Here is a 20,316-nt window from a genome sequence, read left to right on the forward strand (position 1 = left end):
TCAGTGTGGCAAGCGATGCGACCATCAAAGAATACGGCCTCGATTCAGAGATCCGGTACCTCGATGCTCTCGATGATACTTACATCTCCGACCCGATGAAAGTCCCCATCGATGTGAAAAACCTGACCGGCCTCGCAGGGATTGTTTCTAACCCGGTCTACCTTTCCCTCCTGGTCGCCGCGATTATCGGGGGTATTTACGGTTTACATACCCTTCGAAAGAAGAAATGATCACCCCATTTTTTTAGGATAACCATCTTTTCTTTTCAGATCACTTGAATCTGACATAAATTCCCATTCTTTTCGCACTTGATCTGAAAATGAAGACACAAGGCAATTATTCGAGTCACGGTATTTTCCGTTCAATCCTGCAACAGATTCATGAGGCATGCAGGGTAATCTTCAGGCAATGATGCATATGCGAAGTGACAGGGTCAGGATGGGATACGAACGGACACCAAATCGTTCGCTTTTGCGTTCTTTGGGGCTGACCGATAAAGAGATGACACTTCCGTTTATCGGGATAGCAAATGCCTACAACATGATTGTTCCCGGCCATACTCACCTGCGGCAGCTCTCGGACAAGGTTCGTGAAGGAATCGCTGCCGCGGGAGGCGTGCCGTTTGAATTCGGGGTTATCGGCATTTGCGATGGAATTGCCATGGGGCACGAGGGCATGCGGTATTCTCTTCCCTCGCGGGAAAATATTGCCGATTCCATTGAACTCATGGTTCAGGCCCACCAGTTTGACGGGCTCGTATGCGTCGGGACCTGCGACAAGATAGTGCCCGGTATGCTCATGGCGGCAGTCAGGACCAACATCCCGACAATTGTCGTGACCGGGGGACCGATGCTCTCCGGGAATATGGGGGGAAAAGATCTCTCGCTGATCGATGTTTTTGAAGCGGTCGGAAAGGTTGCCGCCGGGAACATGAGCGAGGAGTCCTTAAAGGTGCTTGAGTGCTGTGCGATGCCCGGCTGCGGCAGCTGCCAAGGACTCTATACGGCAAATACGATGGCCTGCATGACCGAGACGATGGGGATGTCCCTGCCCGGCTGCGCAGCAATCCCTGCTGTCGATGCAGCAAAAATGCGGATTGCCCGGGAGAGCGGCGAGGCAGTGCTTTCCCTTGTAAAAAATAAGATCACACCGCGGGATATCGTGACCAAAAAGAGCCTTGAAAATGCGATCCGCATGGACATGGCGCTGGGCGGTTCAACGAACACGGTCCTTCACCTCATGGCAATTGCGACCGAGGCCGAAATCCCGCTTTCTCTCGCAGATTTCAATCGCATCGCCGAGGAAATCCCGCATATCTGTTACATGCAGCCTGCCGGTCCCCATTCAATGCAGGCCCTGTACCGGGCCGGGGGGATTCCTGCCGTGATGAAACGCCTGGAAAACTATCTTGACGACGTCCCGACAGCCTCTGGCAGGACAATCCGCCAGATCGCACACGCAGCCGTAATAACAAACGAAGAGGTCATTAAAAGTCCCGATACACCAGTGAGTCCTGCCGGCGGTCTTAAAATTCTCTTTGGGTCGCTTGCACCTGACGGGGCAGTGGTCAAATGTGCGGCAGTTCCAAAAGAGATGTGGAAGCACACCGGGCCGGCACGGGTCTTCGATGGTGAAGAGCCGGCAATGGCCGCGATCCTTTCCCGTCAGATCAGGGAAGGTGATGTTGTAATCATCAGGAACGAAGGCCCCCGCGGAGCGCCGGGTATGCCGGAGATGCTCTCTGCTACATCGGCCTTGATGGGTGTTGGCTACAAAAAGGTTGTTCTCATCACAGACGGGCGTTTCTCAGGAGGAACCCGGGGCCCCTGCATCGGACATGTTGCCCCGGAAGCAGTTGTCGGGGGACCGATCGCGTTTGTACACGATGGTGACAGTATCGCAGTCGATCTCTTTACAAAAACAATTGATCTCCAGATTGACAAGAAAACACTTGCAGCCCGGAAAGCCTCATGGAAACCGGTGAAAAAATCGCTGACCGGGGTCCTTGCCCGGTACGCAAAGACGGTAGAACAGGCAAATCTTGGCGCTGTGCAGAGGTAAACAAGAACTTTTTAGCGTTATTTGCTTCTCTCCCTGAAAGTATAGCGTGAAAACAATCACCTGCCCCACATTTGACACCGGTATTCCCGATAAAACTGTACCCCTCCAAAATACAATCCGAAAAAATTATACAATCTGCAGAGAGACATCAACATCTGTCTGACCCGGAAAGGATAAAGATACAAAGAGCTCTTCAAATGCTTGTGAAATTTACCCTTAAAAATTAAAAACAGAACCGAGTATCTCATGGTGATGACATTTGGAAAACGATAAAACGTCTTCTGAAAAAAAACGCTCGTTTTCCCGTTCCCTTCTTATCGCCATGATTGTTCTGGTCATCGTTCTTGTTGGTCTCATCACCACCTATGATTATATTGACCTTAAAAACATCAGAAATAGCGAATTTTCACACCTCCAGATCCAGACTGAAGATGGTATCATTGCTTCATTACGATTGAACGATGAGGCAACAACCATTATGGACGACCAGCTCAACCAGCAGATGATGAGCGGGTTTGACACACTTTTTGCCGAATACAACCGTTCCGGTGAAAATCCGGCAGACATGGACCTCACAAAGGTCAAGGAGACACTGGGTGAAGGATATGATATCTATGTTATCAACACATCGGGTGTGATCGTCTACACTACCTATCCCCCGGAACAGAACGAGGATTTCCGGACCATTCCCTATTTTTACACGTACCTGACCAACGTCAGGCTTTCACAGGGTTTTTTCCCCGATCGCGTTGTTCATGAGACGCTGGACACCGGTAAGTACCGCAAATATGCCTACGAGCCCACTCCGGATCACCAGTACGTCATGGAGCTTGGTTATACGAGTCCTTCATTCAATCAGACCGACCTGAAAATGGATGACATGGAATATATTGCTGAATCTGTTTCTCTGAATCCCTATATCGATAATTACAGCGTTTACGATACAATGGGACACGAAACCAACAGTGACAGCCTGCCGGACAACGTTACGGAATCGTATCTCCAGCAGGTAATTGCCAGTCGACAGACCCTGCAGATAGATGACCCGGCAAATCACCAGGAAATCCGGTACCTGTTTGTCGATCTGAAAAACCCCAAGTATGGATCAGATATGAGCAGGATCGTTGGACTTACATATGATACAGGACGCCTTCAGGAAACGATTAATCGCCTTATATTCATCCACATCCTTTTTTGCGGACTTGCTCTCATCATCGGGTGTGTCCTTGCCTACGGTCTCTCCCGGAGGATGACTCTCCCGATTGCCAGGATTGCCCATGATGCAGATATTATCGCTGGCGGGGATTTTGAACACCGTATCGGAACCACACAGGCAGAGGAATTTTCAATCCTCGAAAAAAGCATCAATATGATGGTGGATTCACTCAAAGAAGCAAACCAGAAACTCAATGATGATGAGATCTTTCACAGGGACCTGATCGATCAGATGCCGGTGGGAATCTTTCTTAAAAAAATGGATACCGGCAAATATATTTTCTGGAACCGGGCAAGTGAAAAGATCTATGAGCGATCGGCAAAAGACGTCATCGGGAGAACTGACGTGGAAATATTTTCCCCAGCAATGGCGGCCATGATAAAAAATGAGGACATGGATGCACTGGCAACCCATGGGGAGATCAAATATAAGAGGGTGACAACAGAAACGCACGGCGAACGTGTTATTCACCTTGTCATCGTGCCGATCTATGACTCCATGAGATCTGTGAGATATATACTTGGTATCGTAGAAGATGTAACCGATGAGGCCATAACTCTCAAAAAAGACCTGATTTCCAGCATCACCCGAAGTGATATCCTCGACCAGCTTGCTATCATCATGACCCATCTGGAGAGGGCCCAACTCAAGACCACGCATGAGGCGATGCAGATGTTCTTTGACAAGACCATTGGGTCGGTGGAATCGATTAAGAATCAGATTGCGTATGAGCGGACACTTCAGAATCCTGAAGATATCACACCCACGTGGCAATCTGTTAACCTGGCGTTTGCCGAATCTACCCGCATGCTGCCCGGGCACAGCGTTGACATCAGCTCTGATGTAGGAGATATCGAAATTTTTGCCGATCCATTACTTCCCCGGATCTTTTTCAGTATCCTGTCCCGTTCTTTCCACCAGGGTGGATCAGCACTCTCAAAAATACGTTTAACTGCACGCCGCAATGGAGAATCCCTCACACTTGTGTATGAAGACGACAGCAATGGTGTACCCACTGATGAAAAAGAGAGAATGTTTGAATTCGGATACAGCTCCGAGAATATTGTCAGCCTTTTCTTAATCCGTGAACTGTTCGGTTTTACCGGTATTACTATTACTGAAACCGGAGAACCGGGAAGCGGCGTGCGCTTTGAAATCGTAGTACCAAAAGGACGGTTCAGGTCGGCAATCAGATAACACAGTATCCGTTCTGGTCGTTACCTAAAAGCAAATGAGACGATCCATCCTCTTAAAGGGTATGACAAAAAGTGCAGGTCAATAACAACTCTTTCTTCTTCATAAAACGATCTGGTATCCTGTATCCGGGCAAATATCAAATCCCGGACACATTATTTTTAAAAAGATTACAACACACGAAAGTCCGGACGCTAGTTCGTACCCCGGGAAAGTGGTGTGTCTCTCCCGGCATCCGATACCCATTCACAACAATTCTCGTGTTTTGGGAGAATCGGATATGAAATACCGGTGCAGAATAAAGAGAAGAGATCAAAAATTATCTGATCTTTGTTCCCGGTTCCACAGGTTTAAGGGGAGTGAGCAGCGACGCCGCATCCCCGGCTGCAAGGATCATGCCGTTACTCTCAACACCGAAGATCTTTGCCGGCGCAAGGTTTGTAAGCACGACCACATCTTTTCCCACCAGTTCATCCGGGGAGTAGAACTGTGCGATGCCGCTTACGATCTGCCGGGTCTCTCCCCCTACATCTACCTGAATCTTTAAGAGTTTGCTTGATTTGGGGATTGCATCGGCTGCAAGCACTTTTCCGGTCTTCATCTCAACTTTACTGAAATCGTCAATCGAAATCATGGACATCTTCTCCATTTTCTTATCCGCTTCCAAAACGCGCTTCTGGAGCACGGCATCCAGTTCTGCGATCTGTTTCTCTTCGAGCCGGCTAAAGAGCGGGGCCGGGGCTGCAATATTCCGCGCCGGAACCGGACCTGTTGCCTCAGATAGCCGGTGGGTCGCCACAGCATCGTCAAACCCAAGCTGCGCCCAGCACGCCTGTGCCTTTTCCGGCATGACGGGCTCGATCAACAGTGCAAGGGCTTTTGCAATCTGGAGACCGTTCTTTATAATCTGCGCTGCCGCAGCACGATCGGTCTTGATCAGTTTCCACGGCGCATTGGTCTGGATATACATGTTCCCGAACGCGGCAAGCGCCATAATCGTGTCAACTGCGCCCTTGAACTCATATTCCTGCATCTGCCGGTCCACGCTTTCCAAGCACCTGTCGATTTCTGCGGTAATATCCGGATCAACCGTGCCATCCGGTACCCCGCCAAACTCCTTGTGTGCAAAGAAGAGCGTACGGTACACGAAGTTCCCCAGGATATTGACGACTTCGTTGTTGATCCGCTCGCCAAAAATTTTCCACGAAAAGTTGAGTTCTTTTGTGTGGCTCGTGTACGAAAGCAGGTAGTAACGCAGGTAATCGGCAGGGAGTCCTTTGTCGAGATAATCCTCGTTTGTCCAGACTACGTATCCCCGGGTCTTTGAGAACTTGTGATCGTCAACTTTTACCATGCCGCTTGCAACGACCGCATATGGTTCGCCGTACCCGGCTCCTTTTAAGAGGCCGGGCCAGAAGATGCAGTGGTGGTAGATGATGTCCCCTCCAATGAAATGCGTGACCCGGTTCTCCCCGCACCAGTACCGTTTCCAGTCTTTTTTGGCCTTTGCTGCCCATTCCTCAGTAAATGCAATGTAACCGATCGGAGCATCGACCCAGACATAGACGACAAGATCGTCGCGACCGGGGAACTTCACCCCCCATTCGAGCGTGCGGGTGATGCACCAGTCGTGCAGCTCATCCCTGATCCAGCCGATCGCATAGTTCTTCGCATTGCTCGTGCCATGAAGCCGGTCAAGGAAGGGGAGCAGGTAGTCCCTGAACGCAGACAGCCTGAAGAAATAGTGCTCCTGGTCGCGGAACTCCGCCTTTGTCCCGCAGACCTTGCAGACCGGATCCTTGATCTCGCCCGGTTCCAGATGCTTGCCGCATCCTTGATCGCATTCGTCCCCCCGTGCCTGCTTGCCGCAGTAGGGACAGGTCCCCTCAACATACCGGTCCGGGAGGAAACGCCTGCACTTCGGGCAGTACGCCTGGTGAACGATCTGCTTATAGACATACCCGTTTTTCACGAGACGGCTCATAATCTCCTGCGTCCGGTGATGGTTTACCGGGTCATCGGTCATGCCGAAATAGTCGAAATTTACTCCAATTCTTTTGAAGGTCTCATCGAAGTGCTTATGGTACCGTTCAGAAAGTGCCCTGGGAGAGACCCCCTGCTCTTCTGCCGATACCACGATCGGTGTCCCATGGTTGTCCGAGCCCGAGACAAAAACAACTTCTTCACCCATCCGCCGCATGTAACGGACGTAACAGTCGGCCGGGACGTACGTTCGTAGATGACCAAGGTGGCAGGGCCCGTTTGTGTACGGGAGCCCGCAGGTAACCAGCAGCGGAGGTTTTGTCATTGAAGGTACTTTTTAGCATGTGATACGTAATAATTCCTGTACCATGGCAAAGCTCATTCCACTTGAGATGCGGGCGTTTGGTGCGGAACCCGGGATACCGGATGTTGCCGCGCTTGCCAAATGGATCTCGGGGCATCGGGGAATTGCCGCAGATCTGACCGCGTACCTGCTTGACCGGTCGCTTGAGCCGCAGATTGCGGCCGGCATCACCCAGCCCTGCGCAGGCGGTCTCTTCTACCGGGACCGGGTCCGTGGGAGCCTCTGTGGTCTTTTTGAGGACGTCGTCACTGATGAGATCGGCGCAGAAACCGGGATGATAAGCGGGGACGCCGGATTTATCACAGCACAGAAAAAAAGGACCTGGTGCGCAATCCCAGCCCCGCACGAACTTGGGATCACGGACCGGTACTATCACGATGAAGACGAATGGAACGATGCGCTTGCCGGGGCTTACCGCACGATCATGCGGGCAATGCGTGACGCAGGGATCGGGGGGCACGTGATCCTTTGCGGGAAGATGAACGAGGCCGAGATTGCACTCCTTGCCCGGGATAATGTGTTCTTTTTTCCGACCGAACCGGATGAGGAGAGTCTCCGGATCCTCATGGAGTACCAGCGCAGGGTTGCGGTGAATAAAAAAATGCTTGATACCGTTTTTGATCTTTCAAACGAATACGATCTCCACCAGCTGGTCGTAATGGACCCGAACGATGAGGCGGTCTCGCTCGCATTATCCCACCTTGACCCGGATCAGGTTATGGCCGGGGGGTACTGCACTGATGCGTGCGAAACGTACTGGGAAAATCTCGTGAAGACGGCGATATACAGGAAATAAGGTACATCGATACCGGGGTAACCAGACCGGGTCCTCCTGCCGGAAGGACACCGAAAGATTTCCCGTATACTCCAAAAGAAGCCATCATGTGAGCCCCCCGTCACACACCCTGCATCCCGCGATTCTCTCATTTCTCTGCGAGATCTCCCTCTTTTATGGAAGTACATACGTGAACCCAAAACAAACATTAATAACAACCGGTAAGAGCAATGTTACATTAAAAGAGAGGAAAATATATGCAGCTCTCCGATCTCATGGTCTTTACGGGAAAAAAAGTATCGGGCGGTCCGGCATGAAAACGACACCCGTGTTTTTGGGCTTCCTCATCCTTATCCTTGCTGGATTTCTTGTAAGCCCGGTCTGTGCGGATAAACCGGTGGCATCATTCATATCGAATGTCTCCTCAGGAACCACCCCGCTCTCGGTGCAGTTCATCGACTCATCCATTAATTCTCCGACGTCGTGGACATGGCTTTTTGGAGACGGCGGTATCTCCACCAGCCAGAATCCGACACATACATACACTGCTGAAGGCACCTATACCGTTACTTTCATCGCGACAAACACCGCAGGCAGCGACACGCTCACCAAAATGGGGTATATTACGGTAACAAAAGCTTCATCAGTTCCTGCTGCGTCATTTGTTACCAATGTAACTTCGGGATCCGTGCCACTTTCAGTGCAATTCCTGGATTCATCCAACAACTCCCCGATTGCATGGGTATGGTCATTCGGAGATGGCGGGAGCTCTACAATTTCAAACCCGGTACATACTTACACAACTGCCGGTACCTATACGGTCACCCTGACTGCCACCAACTCTGCTGGCAGTAATACTATTTCCCAGACAAATTATATCACTGCAAATTTGGTGACAGACGCCCCCGGTCCGTTGTTCAAATCAACAGTAACTTCAGGATATGCACCCCTGAATGTCCAGTTCGTGGATGCTTCGAGTAACTCCCCAAACGCATGGACATGGTCATTTGGAGATGGCAGTACCTCCTCGCTCCAGAACCCGACGCATACCTACACAACCGCCGGTACCTATACGGTCACCCTGACTGCCACCAACTCTGCTGGCAGCAACACAGTTTCCCAGACCAACTACATCACCGTGGTCGCGGCCGTCCCCGTGTCATCGTTTACTGCAAACGTGACCTCGGGAGCAAAACCCCTGACTGTCCAGTTTACCGACACTTCAACAAACACCCCGACCGGATGGTACTGGACATTTGGTGACGGCGGTGTCTCCACGAGCCAGAATCCGGTGTACGCCTTCAACTCGGTTGGAACGTATGCGGTCTCACTGGGTGTTTCAAACACCGCAGGCAGCAACACCACCACTATGCCGGGATATATCACGGTAACGAATAGTGCAACTTCACCCATTACTTCGTTTACTGCGGACATACAATCGGGAACCGCTCCGCTTACCGTCCAGTTCACGGACACTTCAGGTAATTCCCCGACCGGATGGCAGTGGTCGTTTGGTGACGGGTCACAGAGTACCGAAGAGAACCCCGCGTATACCTACACAACTGCCGGCACTTATGCAGTCAGCCTTACCGCAGTAAACACAGGAGGTCACAACACCTCCACCATGCCGGGGTATATCACGATTTTTGCACCTATCATTACAGCGGCACCGACGCAGATCATCGCAACTGCCTCCCCAACCATGAGTACTTCTGCCGCAAACCCGACAGGGACTCAGTCCGAAGCCGTGACACCAGCGGCAGCAGGTGAAGGGACGCCTTCGTGGGAGCTGCCTCTCATAGGTGTCGTGGTTCTGGCACTGGTTGTCATTGCACTTTTCCTTTATGCAGGAGGACGATCCGGCGGCAGAAGACGGTCGCGTGGCGGGGATCTGTAAAAGACTAATTTTTTTAGAGATTTCTGAATATTTTTTTACAAAAAGAGGTGGTGTCCACCGGCCCTGCCGGAATACGGCCAAGAGAAGTGCCGGGCACTTATTCCATTTTTTCCCGACCGATACACTCGAAATCGATAAATCCGTTGTATGGATCTGTCTTTACAAGCCGGACACGCACTTTCTGGCCGACGAGAAGCCCGCGTTCACCCTTTATGACCCGGCCTTCGGCCGGAGGTACAAGGAGCCTGACATAGGTTCCTTTATCTGCAGCACCAGTAACAAGGGCATCAAAGGTTTTGCCGATGCTGTCCTGAAGGAGCATGGCAGCAACGGATTTTCTCATGAACCGTTTGACCTTCTTTGACGCCTTCTCCCGGTCGGTCAGCCACATGGCCAGGTCTGATAGATCCGACGGGGAATAGGGGCTGGGTTTTCCCGTCAGGATCGCCTTGATCAACCGCTGGTTGATAATATCCACGTAGCGCCGGTTCGGCGCCGTCGCATGGGTATAGTCGATGACAGCAAGAGCAAAGTGACCGGTCGGCGTGGCCCCGGGTTCAAGCATCGTGTACTCGCCGGGCCCCAACAGTTTTACCACAGCAAGGGACAGGTCGGGAAAACGGAGAGGATCGGCAACCTTTTCTTTGAGGAGGAACTTTGACAGCGCCTTTGCATCCGGTTTCTCAGGCAGGGTTTCCCCAAGGGTGGCAGCGACAAGTATAATTCCAGCCCAGTTCCTAGGTGTCTTTACGACTCTCTGAATCATGGGCACACCGGCAGCTCCCAGCCGGGTGACCATCGTACCGTTTGCTGCAACCATAAATTCCTCAATCAGGGCCCGGGCCGGGTTCGCTGTCACCGTGACAAGTCCTTTTGCCTCGCCATTTTCCATGACAACTTCAGCTTCCATGGTATCCAGTTCGAGCGCGCCCTGGTCACGCCGGTATTTTCGCAGGAGTTGAGCCGCATCATTCTGGAGATGGAGTTGTTCTTCGAGACCGGCTACCTTCCGCACACCCTCCGGCAGGGGGCCTTTTCCCTCCAGCCAGTTGCCAATATCATTGTACACAAGTTTTGCCTTATTAGAAACGAGCGCCCGGTACACTTCACCGGGAATAAAACTTCCGTCAGGCTGGACGGCAAACTCAATGATGACAGCCATCCGGTCTTTTCCCTGCAGCAGGGACGTGATCCCGTACGAAAGCCGTTCGGGCAGCATGGGAAATGTGAGGATACCGGTATAGACCGAAGTCCCGTTGTGGGCCGCATATTCATCAGTGGGTGAACTTTTGTGCACGTACGAATCGACATCTGCTATGGCGACCCGGACCCGGATCGTTCCGTCAGGTTTACGCTCGCAGTACTCCAGCTGGTCGAGATCTTGTGAATCATAATTGTCGATCGACGACCACATGAGCGTGCGGAGGTCGTGCGTGTCTTCCTGAATGTCAGAAAAGACCCGTTCGTGCATCGCGTTGACATCATCAATCACATGCGGGGGGAACCGGGGTTCAAAACCATATTTTTCCATCGCATGCCATGCGATGGTTTTGAGATCGATATCGTGGTGAGGCGGGCGGTGATCTTTCATTGTAACAGTGTGTAGTTTTCTTTTGGGCGAATAAATGCTTCTGGAACCATACCGGCTTGACGGTATAACGGCACCTGTATAGATAATCCCCCCTGAAAACGGGATTGGCCATTCTTTTCTGGTTGATCGTTTATGATGAAGGGGAGACCTCAATACTCTCTCCGGGTTTGAGGATCTTCACCATAAGATCTGTTGTCCGCTCAAGAGCGATCTTGAATGGTACCGGGTCTGCGGCAATCGGATCCCAGGTGTTGTAGTGAATCGGGATCACGGTCTTTGCCCCGATAAAGTTTGCCGCCATCATCGCCTCCCGCGTTCCCATTGTGTATCGCCCGCCGATCGGGAGGAATGCGATATCCGGGTGGTACAGATCCCCGATCAGTTTCATATCCGAGAAAAGCGCGGTGTCACCTGCATGGTACACCGAAACACCGTCCATTCGGATAACGTAACCCGCTGCCGCCCCACCGGGGAGGCTCCCTGCTGCCGAGTCGATCCCTGCCGAATGCACCGCCGGGGTCATGGTAAAGGAAACGCCGTCAAGCGTGATAGTCCCGCCGATGTTCATTCCCTCAGCGGGGACGCCCTGCCCCTTGAGATAACGGGCAATCTCGCTGATGGCAACTACGGGTTTTTTGAGCGCAATTACCTCGCCGAGATGATCGTGATGCCCATGAGTGACCGCAACGATATCAGGGTTCATGGATGCGACGCTGCTCTCCGGCACGAAGGGATCGATGATAACTTTTTTTGTGCCCCTCAACAGAACGCAGGAATGGCCAAGCCAGGTACAGTGCATGTATGCAGAATAGGCGCCGTGGGATGAAATTTTTTATGCAGGAACGAAAGGTACGCAGGCAATCGTACCGATCGGGGTAGACCATATTCTCCCATGATGCACCAGCGTAAATGGAGTGCAATTTACGACGGTGTTGGAATGTCCCAAGAACCTTGTAAAAAAGTTTTTACGTGACGGGAAAAGACCGGTTACGTCACGTCAATGAGTTCTGCTTCGGTAATATCGATGGATTCACCAAGATTGTCGGTCGTCGCGCTCCGTGTCATCTGCTCGGAGAGATCGCGATCTTCCATCACGTCCCGGATCCGGCAGATATACGGATCGATGGTCGGGTCTTCCTGTTCCTCAATCACATGCCGGTATTCGCGCATGGTGGACGGACTGACACCGAGCTCATCGGAAACCTCTTTCATCGTTTTTCCCGATTCGATGAGTTCTTCCATCTTTGCCTTGTCAAACGGCATCCTGAAATCAAGTTCCCTGAAGAGCTTGAGCCTGACGCGTGCCCGGGCGACCGTCTTACTGAGTTTCTCATCGCCGAGTTCGCGTGCGATCTCGGTATCGTTCTTTCCCGCATAAAACGAAGTAACAAGCTTGGCGAGCTGGATCGGCTTGAGCGAAGTCTTGAATATTCCCTGCTCGATGATCTCCCGCATCACCAGCGCGACCTCGCGTTCAATTGCATCGCTGTCCCTGAGGGTGCCATGAATGTTTTTCATCGGCTCGACAATTTTTGTCTTGCCGGACATGGTGCTGAAAAGTTCCAGCAGCTGTGTTTTCCGTTTGTCTTCCGTCATTGCATACCCCGTCTTGGGATTAGGATATAGAATACTTCGTCAACTATTTAATCCTATCTTTACTGTTCTTTTGACCAAAAGCCTTTTATTTGGCTCTGGATCGCACATCGCGACGGCTGGTATTTTTGAGCGATGAGACCCGCACCCGGGTCCATATATCTGGGGTAATCGATCGATACCTTCGCGCACCATTGACATGGTTTGTAGCAGACAGATACAATCACCCGGACACGAGCCTTTTTGTCAGGAGTCGTGTAACTGTATAAGAGAAGAAACGAAGTACCAGGGATCCCAGATGAGCGATGTTTTTGAGAATGTAATGGATCTGGCGAAACGCCGGGGTTTTATCTGGCCCACATCGGAATGTTACGGCGCAGTGGCCGGTTTTATCGATTACGGCCCGCTCGGCGCGATGATGAAGCGGCGGATCGAGAATATCTGGCGGCATTTTTACGTTGTCCAGGAAGGTTATTACGAGATCGAAAGCCCGACGATCGCACAGGAAGCGGTCTTTATCGCGTCCGGGCATGTGAAAGGATTCTCCGACAAGATGTGCCAGTGCCCGCACTGCAAGGAATACCTGCGAGCCGACCACGTCGCCGATGGCGGAGGGGTGTGCGGGGCAGCGACAATGGATAACGAGACCCTTGCCGCTGCAATCGCCACCTGCAAGTGCCCTGCCTGTGAGGAAGTGCTCGGCAACGTCGATGTCTACAACTTCAACCTGATGTTCCAGACCTCTATTGGCCCCGGGTCCCAGAGGGTCGGCTACCTGCGTCCGGAAACGGCGCAGGGCATGTTCGTGGACTTTGCCCGTCTGCTCCGGTTCTACCGGGATAAGCTGCCTTTTGGCGCGGTGCAGATCGGCAAGTCCTACCGGAACGAAATCTCGCCCCGGCAGGGCATGATCCGCCTCAGGGAGTTCACACAGGCGGAGGCTGAGATATTTGTCCACCCGAACGAGAAGAACCATCACCCGGCCTTTAAGAGATACACCAATTACCGGATGCCCCTTCTCACCTACGTCCACCAGCAGAAGTGCGAACCTGCGGTCGAGATGTCGATGAGAGAAGCCGTGGATAAAGGCATCATAGCAAACGAGTACGTCGCCTATTACGTTGCCCTCACCCACGAACTGCTGGTCACCGTCGGGATCCGGCCGGACCGGCTCCGCTTCCGCCAGCACCTTCCCGACGAGCGGGCGCATTACGCGACAGACTGCTGGGACGCCGAGGTGTACTCGGAGCGTTTCGGCTGGGTCGAGACCGTCGGGATTGCCGACCGGACAAATTACGATCTCAATGCCCACGCAAAGCAGAGCGGCACAGCCATGAAGGTCTTTATCCAGTACGATACGCCAAAGAAGGTGGAACGCCGGCGCATCATCCCGAACATGGGGGTGCTTGGCAAGCAGTATCGGCAGAAGGCGAAGGCGATCTTTGCTGCCCTTGAGACTTCAACGCCGACCGCTGATGGCGCGGATGTCATGGTAGATGGCGAAACGATCCACATCCCCGCTGAGCTGTTCGAGATCCGGGACGAAGTCGTGGATGTACGGGGCGAAGAGGTCGTGCCCCACGTGATCGAGCCCTCGTACGGGATCGACCGTATGTGCTATGCCGTGCTCGAACAGGCGTACGACGAGGATACAGCGGACGGCGAGAAACGCGTTGTTCTCCGGCTCTCCCCGCAGGTCGCTCCTGTGCATGTCGCAGTCTTCCCGCTCATGACCCGTGACGGGCTTGACACGCTTTCAGAAGAGATCACGACCACGCTCCAGAAGCGTGGCATCCTCGCAGAGTACGACGACTCCGGTGCCATCGGCCGCCGGTACCGCCGCCAGGACGAGATCGGCACACCGTTTGCGATCACGGTCGATTACGAATCAAAGGAGACGCATACGGTTACGATCAGGGACCGGGACAGCATGAAGCAGGTGCGGATCGCCATCGATAAACTCCCCGAAATCATACAAAATCTTGTCAACGGGAACCTGAAGTTTGCGGCGCTTGAGTGAAGTTGTATTCCTTTTTTCCCTTTTTACATATGAATCCCTGATGGGAACTGATGCTCCCTATCCTCCATTTGCGATGCCTGCCGCCGCCCTCGACCGGGCGCCTCGCGGCGGCTTCAATTACCTTTTTCCTAGATCAGGTAATTTGCCCCGCTGTACCGCGGAGCGGCCCTGAGGTGGGGAGACCTCGTTAGGATTAGAGTGTGGAGAGAGAAAGATCTCCCTTTTAACTCTCTTCTTCTTCGCACAATTTCCTATATTACCCCAGCCCGCTAAATATTTCACAATTACATGACCTGCATCAGCCATCCTCTCATTCGGCCCGAAAGCATAGAGTCGCGTGAGTACCAACTCGCGATCGCAATGAAGGCGCTGGATGCAAATACGATGGTTATCCTCCCAACCGGCCTTGGGAAGACCGCGGTTGCTCTGATCGTTGCTGCATCCCGGCTCTACAATGAAAAGGGCCGGGTGCTGATGCTTGCCCCGACTAAGCCGCTCGTGGAACAGCACCTCAGATTTTTCGAGAAGTTCCTGGTTGCAACGAGCCCGGCCGGTCCAGATGTGTCCCCATTTGCGATGTTTACCGGGGAAGCCCCACCAGCGGAGCGCACTGCCGACTGGGAGCGGGCGCAGATAATCTTCGCGACACCGCAGGTAATAAAAAATGATCTCATCGCAGGGCGTTATTCCTTACAGGATGTGACCCTTATGATTGTCGATGAGTGTCACCGGGCAGTGGGAAACTACGCGTACGTGTTTCTCGCCCGGCGGTATCACGACACTGCCGACAAGCCCCTGATCCTTGCCATGACTGCATCGCCCGGAAGTGCCGATGAGAAGGTGCAGGACATCTGCGCAAACCTTGGCATCGTACAGATCGAGAACCGGACCGAAAACGACCCCGATGTCAGGCCCTATGTCCACGAGCGCGAGGTCGAGGTACATCAGATCGATCTCCCCGGGGAACTAAAACAGGCCATTCACGCGATTCACACCTTGATTGACGACCGTCTCGCGCTCCTTGCCTCGCTTGGCTTTACCGTCCCAAAAAGGGAACGGCTTTCGATGAAGGAACTCAACGGCATCAACGCCCAGATCCAGCAGAGGATCCAGAACCGGGACCCGGCGGGATACTCGGCGGCCTCAGTCTACGCGGAGTGTATGAAACTCAAACATGCCGTGACCCTTGCCGAATCGCAGGGGAGCGAAGTGTTCAAGGGCTATGTCGCAAAACTGGTTGCCGAAGGGATGAATGCGGGGGGCAGCAAAGCGAGCCAGCGGCTGAGTAAGGATCCGGTCTTTCGCGGGCTCTTTAACCAGACGCTTGGCTGGATCGCCGAGCTGCACCCCAAACCTGCAATTGTCCTCGGCCTTATCCGGGAGCAGATCGAAACGCACCCCGACAGCCGGATCATCATCTTTGCCACGTACCGGGATACCGTGCAGCTCCTTGTGGACTATCTTTCCAAAAACGGGATCGCGTGCGAGCGGTTCGTGGGCCAGGCAACAAAAGATGCGGAAAAAGGACTCTCGCAGAAGAAACAGATCGCAGCCCTCACCCGATTCCGGGAAGGCGAATTTAAGGTGCTTGTCGCAACATCAGTCGGAGAGGAAGGCCTTGACGTCCCCTCGACCGACATGGTGATCTTCTACGAGGCAGTTCCATCCGAGATCCGGTCCATCCAGCGCAAAGGACGTACCGGGCGATCTGCTGCAGGGAGGGTCGTCGTGCTCGTGACAAAGGGCACATCCGACGAGGTGTTCCGGTACGTGAGCCAGTCAAAGGAACTCCGGATGCAAAAGAGCATGCACCAGATGGGCGGCCACCCGGTCCCGCCTCCAAAGCCAGTTGAGGCCGAACAGGCGCTCATCGAAGAGTTTACCCCGCAGGGCCCGTCTATCCGCATCGATGACCGCGAGACCTCCTCAAAAGTGGTCGAGATATTATCTGAACTGGGTGCGGCAATCCGGCTCGAACGCCTGCCGCAGGGAGATTACGCAATCGGCGACCGTATCCTTGTCGAGCGCAAGACCGCACGGGACTTTGTCGACACCCTCATCAACCGCGACTTGCTCGGGCAGGCAAAGGCGCTTGCCGATGCAGTGCCCCGGCCCATCCTCGTGGTTGAAGGTGGCGATATCTATACCCAGCGGGACATGAACCCGAACGCTCTCCGGGGAATACTTGCCGCACTCACGGTCGACATGGGTATCACACTTCTCTTCACGAGGGATGAGCAGGACACCGCCCAGATGCTCTTTGTGATCGCACGACGCGAAGAGGGGGAAAGGGGGGAGCGCAAGTACCATCCCCACAAGTCGTTTAGCTCTGCAAAAGATGAGCAGGAGTATATTGTCTCTGCTTTCCCCGACATCGGCATGAAAAATGCCCGGCTTCTCCTAGCGCATTTTGGCTCCATCCAGGGCATTGCAAATGCCACGCTGGAGGAACTTGTCGCGGTAAAGGGAATCGGGGAGAAGACGGGCGGGAAGATCTTTGAGCTGTGCCGGAGAAAGTACGAGTGATGTCGGGCCAGGTGATGGCTCCCCTCCCATGAAGAAGAAATAAATTTCCCGTTTTTTTTTGGAAATCCGATGCAAATTGCGATGCCCTGCCGCCGCCCTCGATCAGGCGCCCCCGCTGTGGCCTCAATTACATTTCCTCTCAAATCCCCAATCGGGTAATCTGCCCCGCCATGCCACGAGTGGGGCCTTGTGGCAGGGCGCCCTCGTATTTTGGATTTGTCATATCTACCATCCTGAATGGACCATGCTAGTGCCGGTACCCCATTGCACTAGGCTGATGTGCTACAGACCGGCAGGGCTTGCACTCGCGGAGTAAAAAATCGGATCTCGGAACATCGGTTAAAAGAAAAAGAGTGTTTTAAAAATGATCTGCTTACAACCGGCACAAAACTTCAATCGCTTCGGTCCCGGTCTTCACCGCGGTCATAAGCGTCAGGACATGGCCGGGGTCTTTTTCGTTGTTGATCCGTTCGCAGAGCGCATGGATCGTCATTGCAATCTCTTCAGCAAGCATGCCCCCGTCTCCATCTTCACACGAGCAGGGCTCAGCATCGTGATCCTCGCCGCAGGTGCAGCCTGCATCGTGTTCGCGGGAATGGGCCGCTGCTGCCGGCGCTGCAGGGGCGCTTGTGTTCTTCGCGGATTGTGCCGCAGGCTTCTTCTCGGCACAGACCACGCAGAACGTCTTTTTCTTGTACTCGAACATCGGGCACCCGCAGGTGGGGCAGGTCTTTTCGAGCATCTTTCCCCCTTTGAGGAGGTACTCGGCCATGATTTCATCGTCTCTTCTCCCGTCCATTACACTCACCGTCTGGTCAATATCCAAACTATATATGCGAGTTATACGTATTAACTACAGGTACACGGTAGGTGATACCATGCCGAATCCAGAAAAAACCATGGAAAACTGTATCCTGATGCTGCAGCACATCCAGGAGGACAGCACAATTCCCAGAAATATCCGGCGCGTTGCTGACGAGACCCGGACGCTGCTTACCAACAGTAACAAGGCCATGGGCCTGCGCGCTGCGGAAGCAATCTCAAAAATTGATGAAATCTCAAATGATCCCAACATGCCTATTCACGCACGGACACGGATCTGGGAACTGGTCTCCCAGTTAGAGACGATCCCGCTCGACTAGGCTGTTTGTACTCTTTTCATCTTGGTCGTATACAATTTTTTTTATTCCAGTTCTCATTTTCTCACGCGGCATCATGCCAGGGTAACGCTTTAATCAAGGGCCACCTGACAGAGGTAAAAAGCGCAAAAATTGCGATGCCGGAATGCGCATTAAAAAAGTATACAAACTTCACCTTCGGGGATACCCGCCGCATCTCATTTCAGGGAACTACCGTGGAGGTACTATGTTACGCCCGACCCAGAACTGGTGACCGTGTGAAGATGCAGCCAACGGGAAGAGAGAATCCGGCGTTAAATGAACAGTTTATCTAAAAAAAATTATGGGTTGCCAGGCGCAGTTTCCTGCGCTGCCGGGACCGGTGCTGGTGCAGGTTCGCCACACTCATAGACGAGCGCCGCATACCGGCTCACAAACAGGACAAACGGGGGGTAAACAACGATGGCAACGATAAGGAACACAATCTCGCCAACCACCGGGATAAACGAGAAGATGTGAAGCAGTACCCAGAAAACAAAACCGATAACTCCGATGATGACGAGCGCCGCGATGTAGGTGAGCCAGCCGATCCTGCCAATCTGTGCGAGGATTTCTGAGAAGTTGAACCCCTCACCAATCTTCCCGGTCCGGGCAAACCGGATCGTGCCGATGAACGAGAAGATCGAGATAATAATCGCGACGATGACCGCAACGAGCAGGACAATGAACATCGTCCCGAGCGCTGAAAGTATCGCGGGGTGGGCCGTCATCCACTGGTCCATCTGGATTTCAGACATTGCAGCAAAGTTCACGGAGAGTGCACCAGAGGAGATGAATGTCGAGACGAGCGGCAGGAACGCGGCAACGACAAGCAGGATTACCGGCAACGCATAGATCAGGCTTACGACAAGCAGTTTGAGCCCGTCGATAAACATGGCCCCCCATTGTTCGAGCCGGGGAGCCGGTTTTTCACCACGGTAAATCCGTACGATGTATCCGAGGATCAGGGGAAAAATAATCAGGTTTGCCATCAGGAGCAGCCAGTTCTTCCATTTTCCCCATACCCCCTCCTTTGCATAGGAGAATGCATCATCAAGCATTGTACCAAAACTCATACCAGTCACCATGTAATCTTCTACCGTTGGAACGTCAACGATAAAAGAATATCTTTTAAAAAGACAGAAACGGGAAACAGATTTCGAATCCATCCCGTAAACAATCAAAAAAAATTATGCGGTACCGGCACTCTCATACACCAGGGTAAGGTACCGTGCCTCGAAAACCGCGAGGACGGGAAGGACCATGAGCAGGATGATCCCTGCAATAACCAGGCCGACAAGCGAGAGGGCAAGTGCCAGTGCCATGAGAATAAACCAGAGGATGAGGAACGGGATCCCGATGACAACAGCAATGACAATAAGTGCAAGGATATAGGAGAGCCAGCCGATCTTTTTTATCGTGGCAATGATTTCACCGAAATTAAAAGCATCACCAAGGTTCCCGGTGCGTGCAAACCGGATAATCCCGATGGGTGAGACAATGGCAATGGCGATGGCAACGATGATCATGACAACCGCAAGGATTCCCGCACCTGCAAGGCTGGTCATCACTGCGGTCGGGTTGCTTTCCAGCGTTGTCGCAAAAGTTGCGCCGATAACAAGGAACTCTAATATGATAACAGGAATTGCGTAGATAATACTGACAATAAAGAGAAGGATACCGTCAACAAAGAGTTTGGCCCACCCGGCCACTTCAGGAGCGGGTTTTGTTCCCCGGTATACATTCATGACATATCCCATCAGGGGGATTGTCAGGATGAGCGTCCCGATCATCAGGAGCAGCCACGTGTTCACCTTGTCGATTATACCCTCTTTTACATAGGTAAAAGAGTCCCCGATCATGGTTCAGTAATCCATTTCATTCACCACAACGATGCAGTTGCGCATCGTCCATAACTGTCAATACCTACAAACGATAG

14 protein-coding genes and 1 pseudogene are annotated in these 20,316 nt (G+C 52.8%); 8 read left to right on the plus strand and 7 right to left on the minus strand.

Translation table 11 applies throughout. From position 1 onward, the window contains the following. The 3 genes and pseudogenes from WCE46_RS02100 to WCE46_RS02110 form a co-directional block, all read left to right on the plus strand. A pseudogene (locus WCE46_RS02100) lies at positions 1 to 230 on the plus strand (S-layer protein); the annotation flags it as partial. 187 nt (positions 231 to 417) lie between these two features. After that, entirely contained in the window at positions 418 to 2,061 is a 1,644-nt protein-coding gene (gene ilvD, locus WCE46_RS02105) for a dihydroxy-acid dehydratase (RefSeq protein ID WP_424732049.1), read from the plus strand. Between the two features lie 259 nt (positions 2,062 to 2,320). After that, positions 2,321 to 4,474: a PAS domain-containing protein gene (locus WCE46_RS02110; protein ID WP_424732050.1), complete on the plus strand. Its 2,154-nt coding sequence runs from the start codon at positions 2,321 to 2,323 to the stop codon at positions 4,472 to 4,474. A gap of 316 nt (positions 4,475 to 4,790) precedes the next feature. Here the strand turns inward: WCE46_RS02110 and metG are convergent, their stop codons facing one another. Further along, positions 4,791 to 6,779 carry a methionine--tRNA ligase gene (gene metG / locus WCE46_RS02115; protein ID WP_424732051.1) on the minus strand — a complete coding sequence of 663 codons (1,989 nt, stop codon included), beginning with the start codon at positions 6,777 to 6,779 and terminating at the stop codon, positions 4,791 to 4,793. A 43-nt stretch (positions 6,780 to 6,822) separates the two neighbouring features. On the opposite strand from metG, the gene WCE46_RS02120 reads away from it, so the two are divergent. Together WCE46_RS02120 and WCE46_RS02125 are read left to right on the plus strand one after the other, a co-directional pair. Beyond that, a complete protein-coding gene (locus tag WCE46_RS02120) occupies positions 6,823 to 7,614 on the plus strand; it encodes a hypothetical protein (RefSeq protein ID WP_424732052.1) in 792 nt (263 codons plus the stop codon). 292 nt (positions 7,615 to 7,906) lie between these two features. Beyond that, complete coding sequence (locus WCE46_RS02125; protein ID WP_424732053.1) at positions 7,907 to 9,490, plus strand: PKD domain-containing protein; 1,584 nt, start codon at positions 7,907 to 7,909, stop codon at positions 9,488 to 9,490. A 97-nt stretch (positions 9,491 to 9,587) separates the two neighbouring features. On the opposite strand, the gene WCE46_RS02130 is transcribed toward WCE46_RS02125, so the two are convergent. The 3 genes from WCE46_RS02130 to WCE46_RS02140 form a co-directional block, all read right to left on the minus strand. After that, on the minus strand, positions 9,588 to 11,081 hold the full coding sequence (locus WCE46_RS02130) for an RNB domain-containing ribonuclease (RefSeq protein WP_424732054.1): 1,494 nt from the start codon (positions 11,079 to 11,081) through the stop codon (positions 9,588 to 9,590). A gap of 130 nt (positions 11,082 to 11,211) precedes the next feature. After that, the gene (locus WCE46_RS02135) at positions 11,212 to 11,880 is read right to left on the minus strand and encodes a metal-dependent hydrolase (protein ID WP_424732055.1); all 669 of its coding nucleotides are present in this window, start codon (positions 11,878 to 11,880) and stop codon (positions 11,212 to 11,214) included. Between the two features lie 188 nt (positions 11,881 to 12,068). Then, positions 12,069 to 12,677: a response regulator receiver protein gene (locus WCE46_RS02140; protein WP_424732056.1), complete on the minus strand. Its 609-nt coding sequence runs from the start codon at positions 12,675 to 12,677 to the stop codon at positions 12,069 to 12,071. 295 nt (positions 12,678 to 12,972) lie between these two features. Between WCE46_RS02140 and glyS the strand changes: the two genes are divergently transcribed. Together glyS and WCE46_RS02150 are read left to right on the plus strand one after the other, a co-directional pair. Then, positions 12,973 to 14,694 (plus strand): glycine--tRNA ligase, encoded by a 1,722-nt coding sequence (gene glyS, locus WCE46_RS02145; RefSeq protein ID WP_424732057.1) that lies wholly within the window; start codon positions 12,973 to 12,975, stop codon positions 14,692 to 14,694. A gap of 288 nt (positions 14,695 to 14,982) precedes the next feature. Then, a complete protein-coding gene (locus tag WCE46_RS02150) occupies positions 14,983 to 17,220 on the plus strand; it encodes a DEAD/DEAH box helicase (RefSeq protein WP_424732058.1) in 2,238 nt (745 codons plus the stop codon). Positions 17,221 to 17,593: 373 nt separating this feature from the next. Here WCE46_RS02150 and WCE46_RS02155 read toward each other — a convergent pair whose 3' ends face one another. After that, positions 17,594 to 18,019: an Sjogren's syndrome/scleroderma autoantigen 1 family protein gene (locus WCE46_RS02155; RefSeq protein ID WP_424732059.1), complete on the minus strand. Its 426-nt coding sequence runs from the start codon at positions 18,017 to 18,019 to the stop codon at positions 17,594 to 17,596. A 79-nt stretch (positions 18,020 to 18,098) separates the two neighbouring features. Here WCE46_RS02155 and WCE46_RS02160 point away from each other — a divergent pair, with 79 nt between their 5' ends. Next, positions 18,099 to 18,362, plus strand: a complete 264-nt coding sequence (locus WCE46_RS02160; RefSeq protein ID WP_424732060.1) for a UPF0147 family protein — start codon at positions 18,099 to 18,101, stop codon at positions 18,360 to 18,362. Positions 18,363 to 18,679: 317 nt separating this feature from the next. Here the strand turns inward: WCE46_RS02160 and WCE46_RS02165 are convergent, their stop codons facing one another. Together WCE46_RS02165 and WCE46_RS02170 are read right to left on the minus strand one after the other, a co-directional pair. Beyond that, the gene (locus WCE46_RS02165; RefSeq protein ID WP_424732061.1) at positions 18,680 to 19,453 is read right to left on the minus strand and encodes a DUF4013 domain-containing protein; all 774 of its coding nucleotides are present in this window, start codon (positions 19,451 to 19,453) and stop codon (positions 18,680 to 18,682) included. Between the two features lie 114 nt (positions 19,454 to 19,567). Then, positions 19,568 to 20,239: a DUF4013 domain-containing protein gene (locus WCE46_RS02170; RefSeq protein WP_424732062.1), complete on the minus strand. Its 672-nt coding sequence runs from the start codon at positions 20,237 to 20,239 to the stop codon at positions 19,568 to 19,570. Between the last annotated feature and the right edge of the window lie 77 nt (positions 20,240 to 20,316).

This window comes from Methanoregula sp. (assembly GCF_049690535.1).
Taxonomy (GTDB): Archaea; Halobacteriota; Methanomicrobia; order Methanomicrobiales; family Methanospirillaceae; genus Methanoregula.

Excerpts from the sequence above, each read along its gene's own strand:
- ilvD (WP_424732049.1), top strand. The coding sequence starts at position 418 with ATGCGAAGTGACAGGGTCAGGATGGGATACGAACGGACACCAAATCGT.
- WCE46_RS02155 (WP_424732059.1), bottom strand. The coding sequence starts at position 18,019 with ATGGACGGGAGAAGAGACGATGAAATCATGGCCGAGTACCTCCTCAAA.
- WCE46_RS02125 (WP_424732053.1), top strand. The coding sequence starts at position 7,907 with ATGAAAACGACACCCGTGTTTTTGGGCTTCCTCATCCTTATCCTTGCT.
- WCE46_RS02150 (WP_424732058.1), top strand. The coding sequence starts at position 14,983 with ATGACCTGCATCAGCCATCCTCTCATTCGGCCCGAAAGCATAGAGTCG.
- WCE46_RS02140 (WP_424732056.1), bottom strand. The coding sequence starts at position 12,677 with ATGACGGAAGACAAACGGAAAACACAGCTGCTGGAACTTTTCAGCACC.
- WCE46_RS02160 (WP_424732060.1), top strand. The coding sequence starts at position 18,099 with ATGCCGAATCCAGAAAAAACCATGGAAAACTGTATCCTGATGCTGCAG.
- WCE46_RS02120 (WP_424732052.1), top strand. The coding sequence starts at position 6,823 with ATGGCAAAGCTCATTCCACTTGAGATGCGGGCGTTTGGTGCGGAACCC.
- glyS (WP_424732057.1), top strand. The coding sequence starts at position 12,973 with ATGAGCGATGTTTTTGAGAATGTAATGGATCTGGCGAAACGCCGGGGT.
- WCE46_RS02135 (WP_424732055.1), bottom strand. The coding sequence starts at position 11,880 with ATGCACTGTACCTGGCTTGGCCATTCCTGCGTTCTGTTGAGGGGCACA.
- metG (WP_424732051.1), bottom strand. The coding sequence starts at position 6,779 with ATGACAAAACCTCCGCTGCTGGTTACCTGCGGGCTCCCGTACACAAAC.
- WCE46_RS02130 (WP_424732054.1), bottom strand. The coding sequence starts at position 11,081 with ATGAAAGATCACCGCCCGCCTCACCACGATATCGATCTCAAAACCATC.
- WCE46_RS02170 (WP_424732062.1), bottom strand. The coding sequence starts at position 20,239 with ATGATCGGGGACTCTTTTACCTATGTAAAAGAGGGTATAATCGACAAG.
- WCE46_RS02165 (WP_424732061.1), bottom strand. The coding sequence starts at position 19,453 with ATGAGTTTTGGTACAATGCTTGATGATGCATTCTCCTATGCAAAGGAG.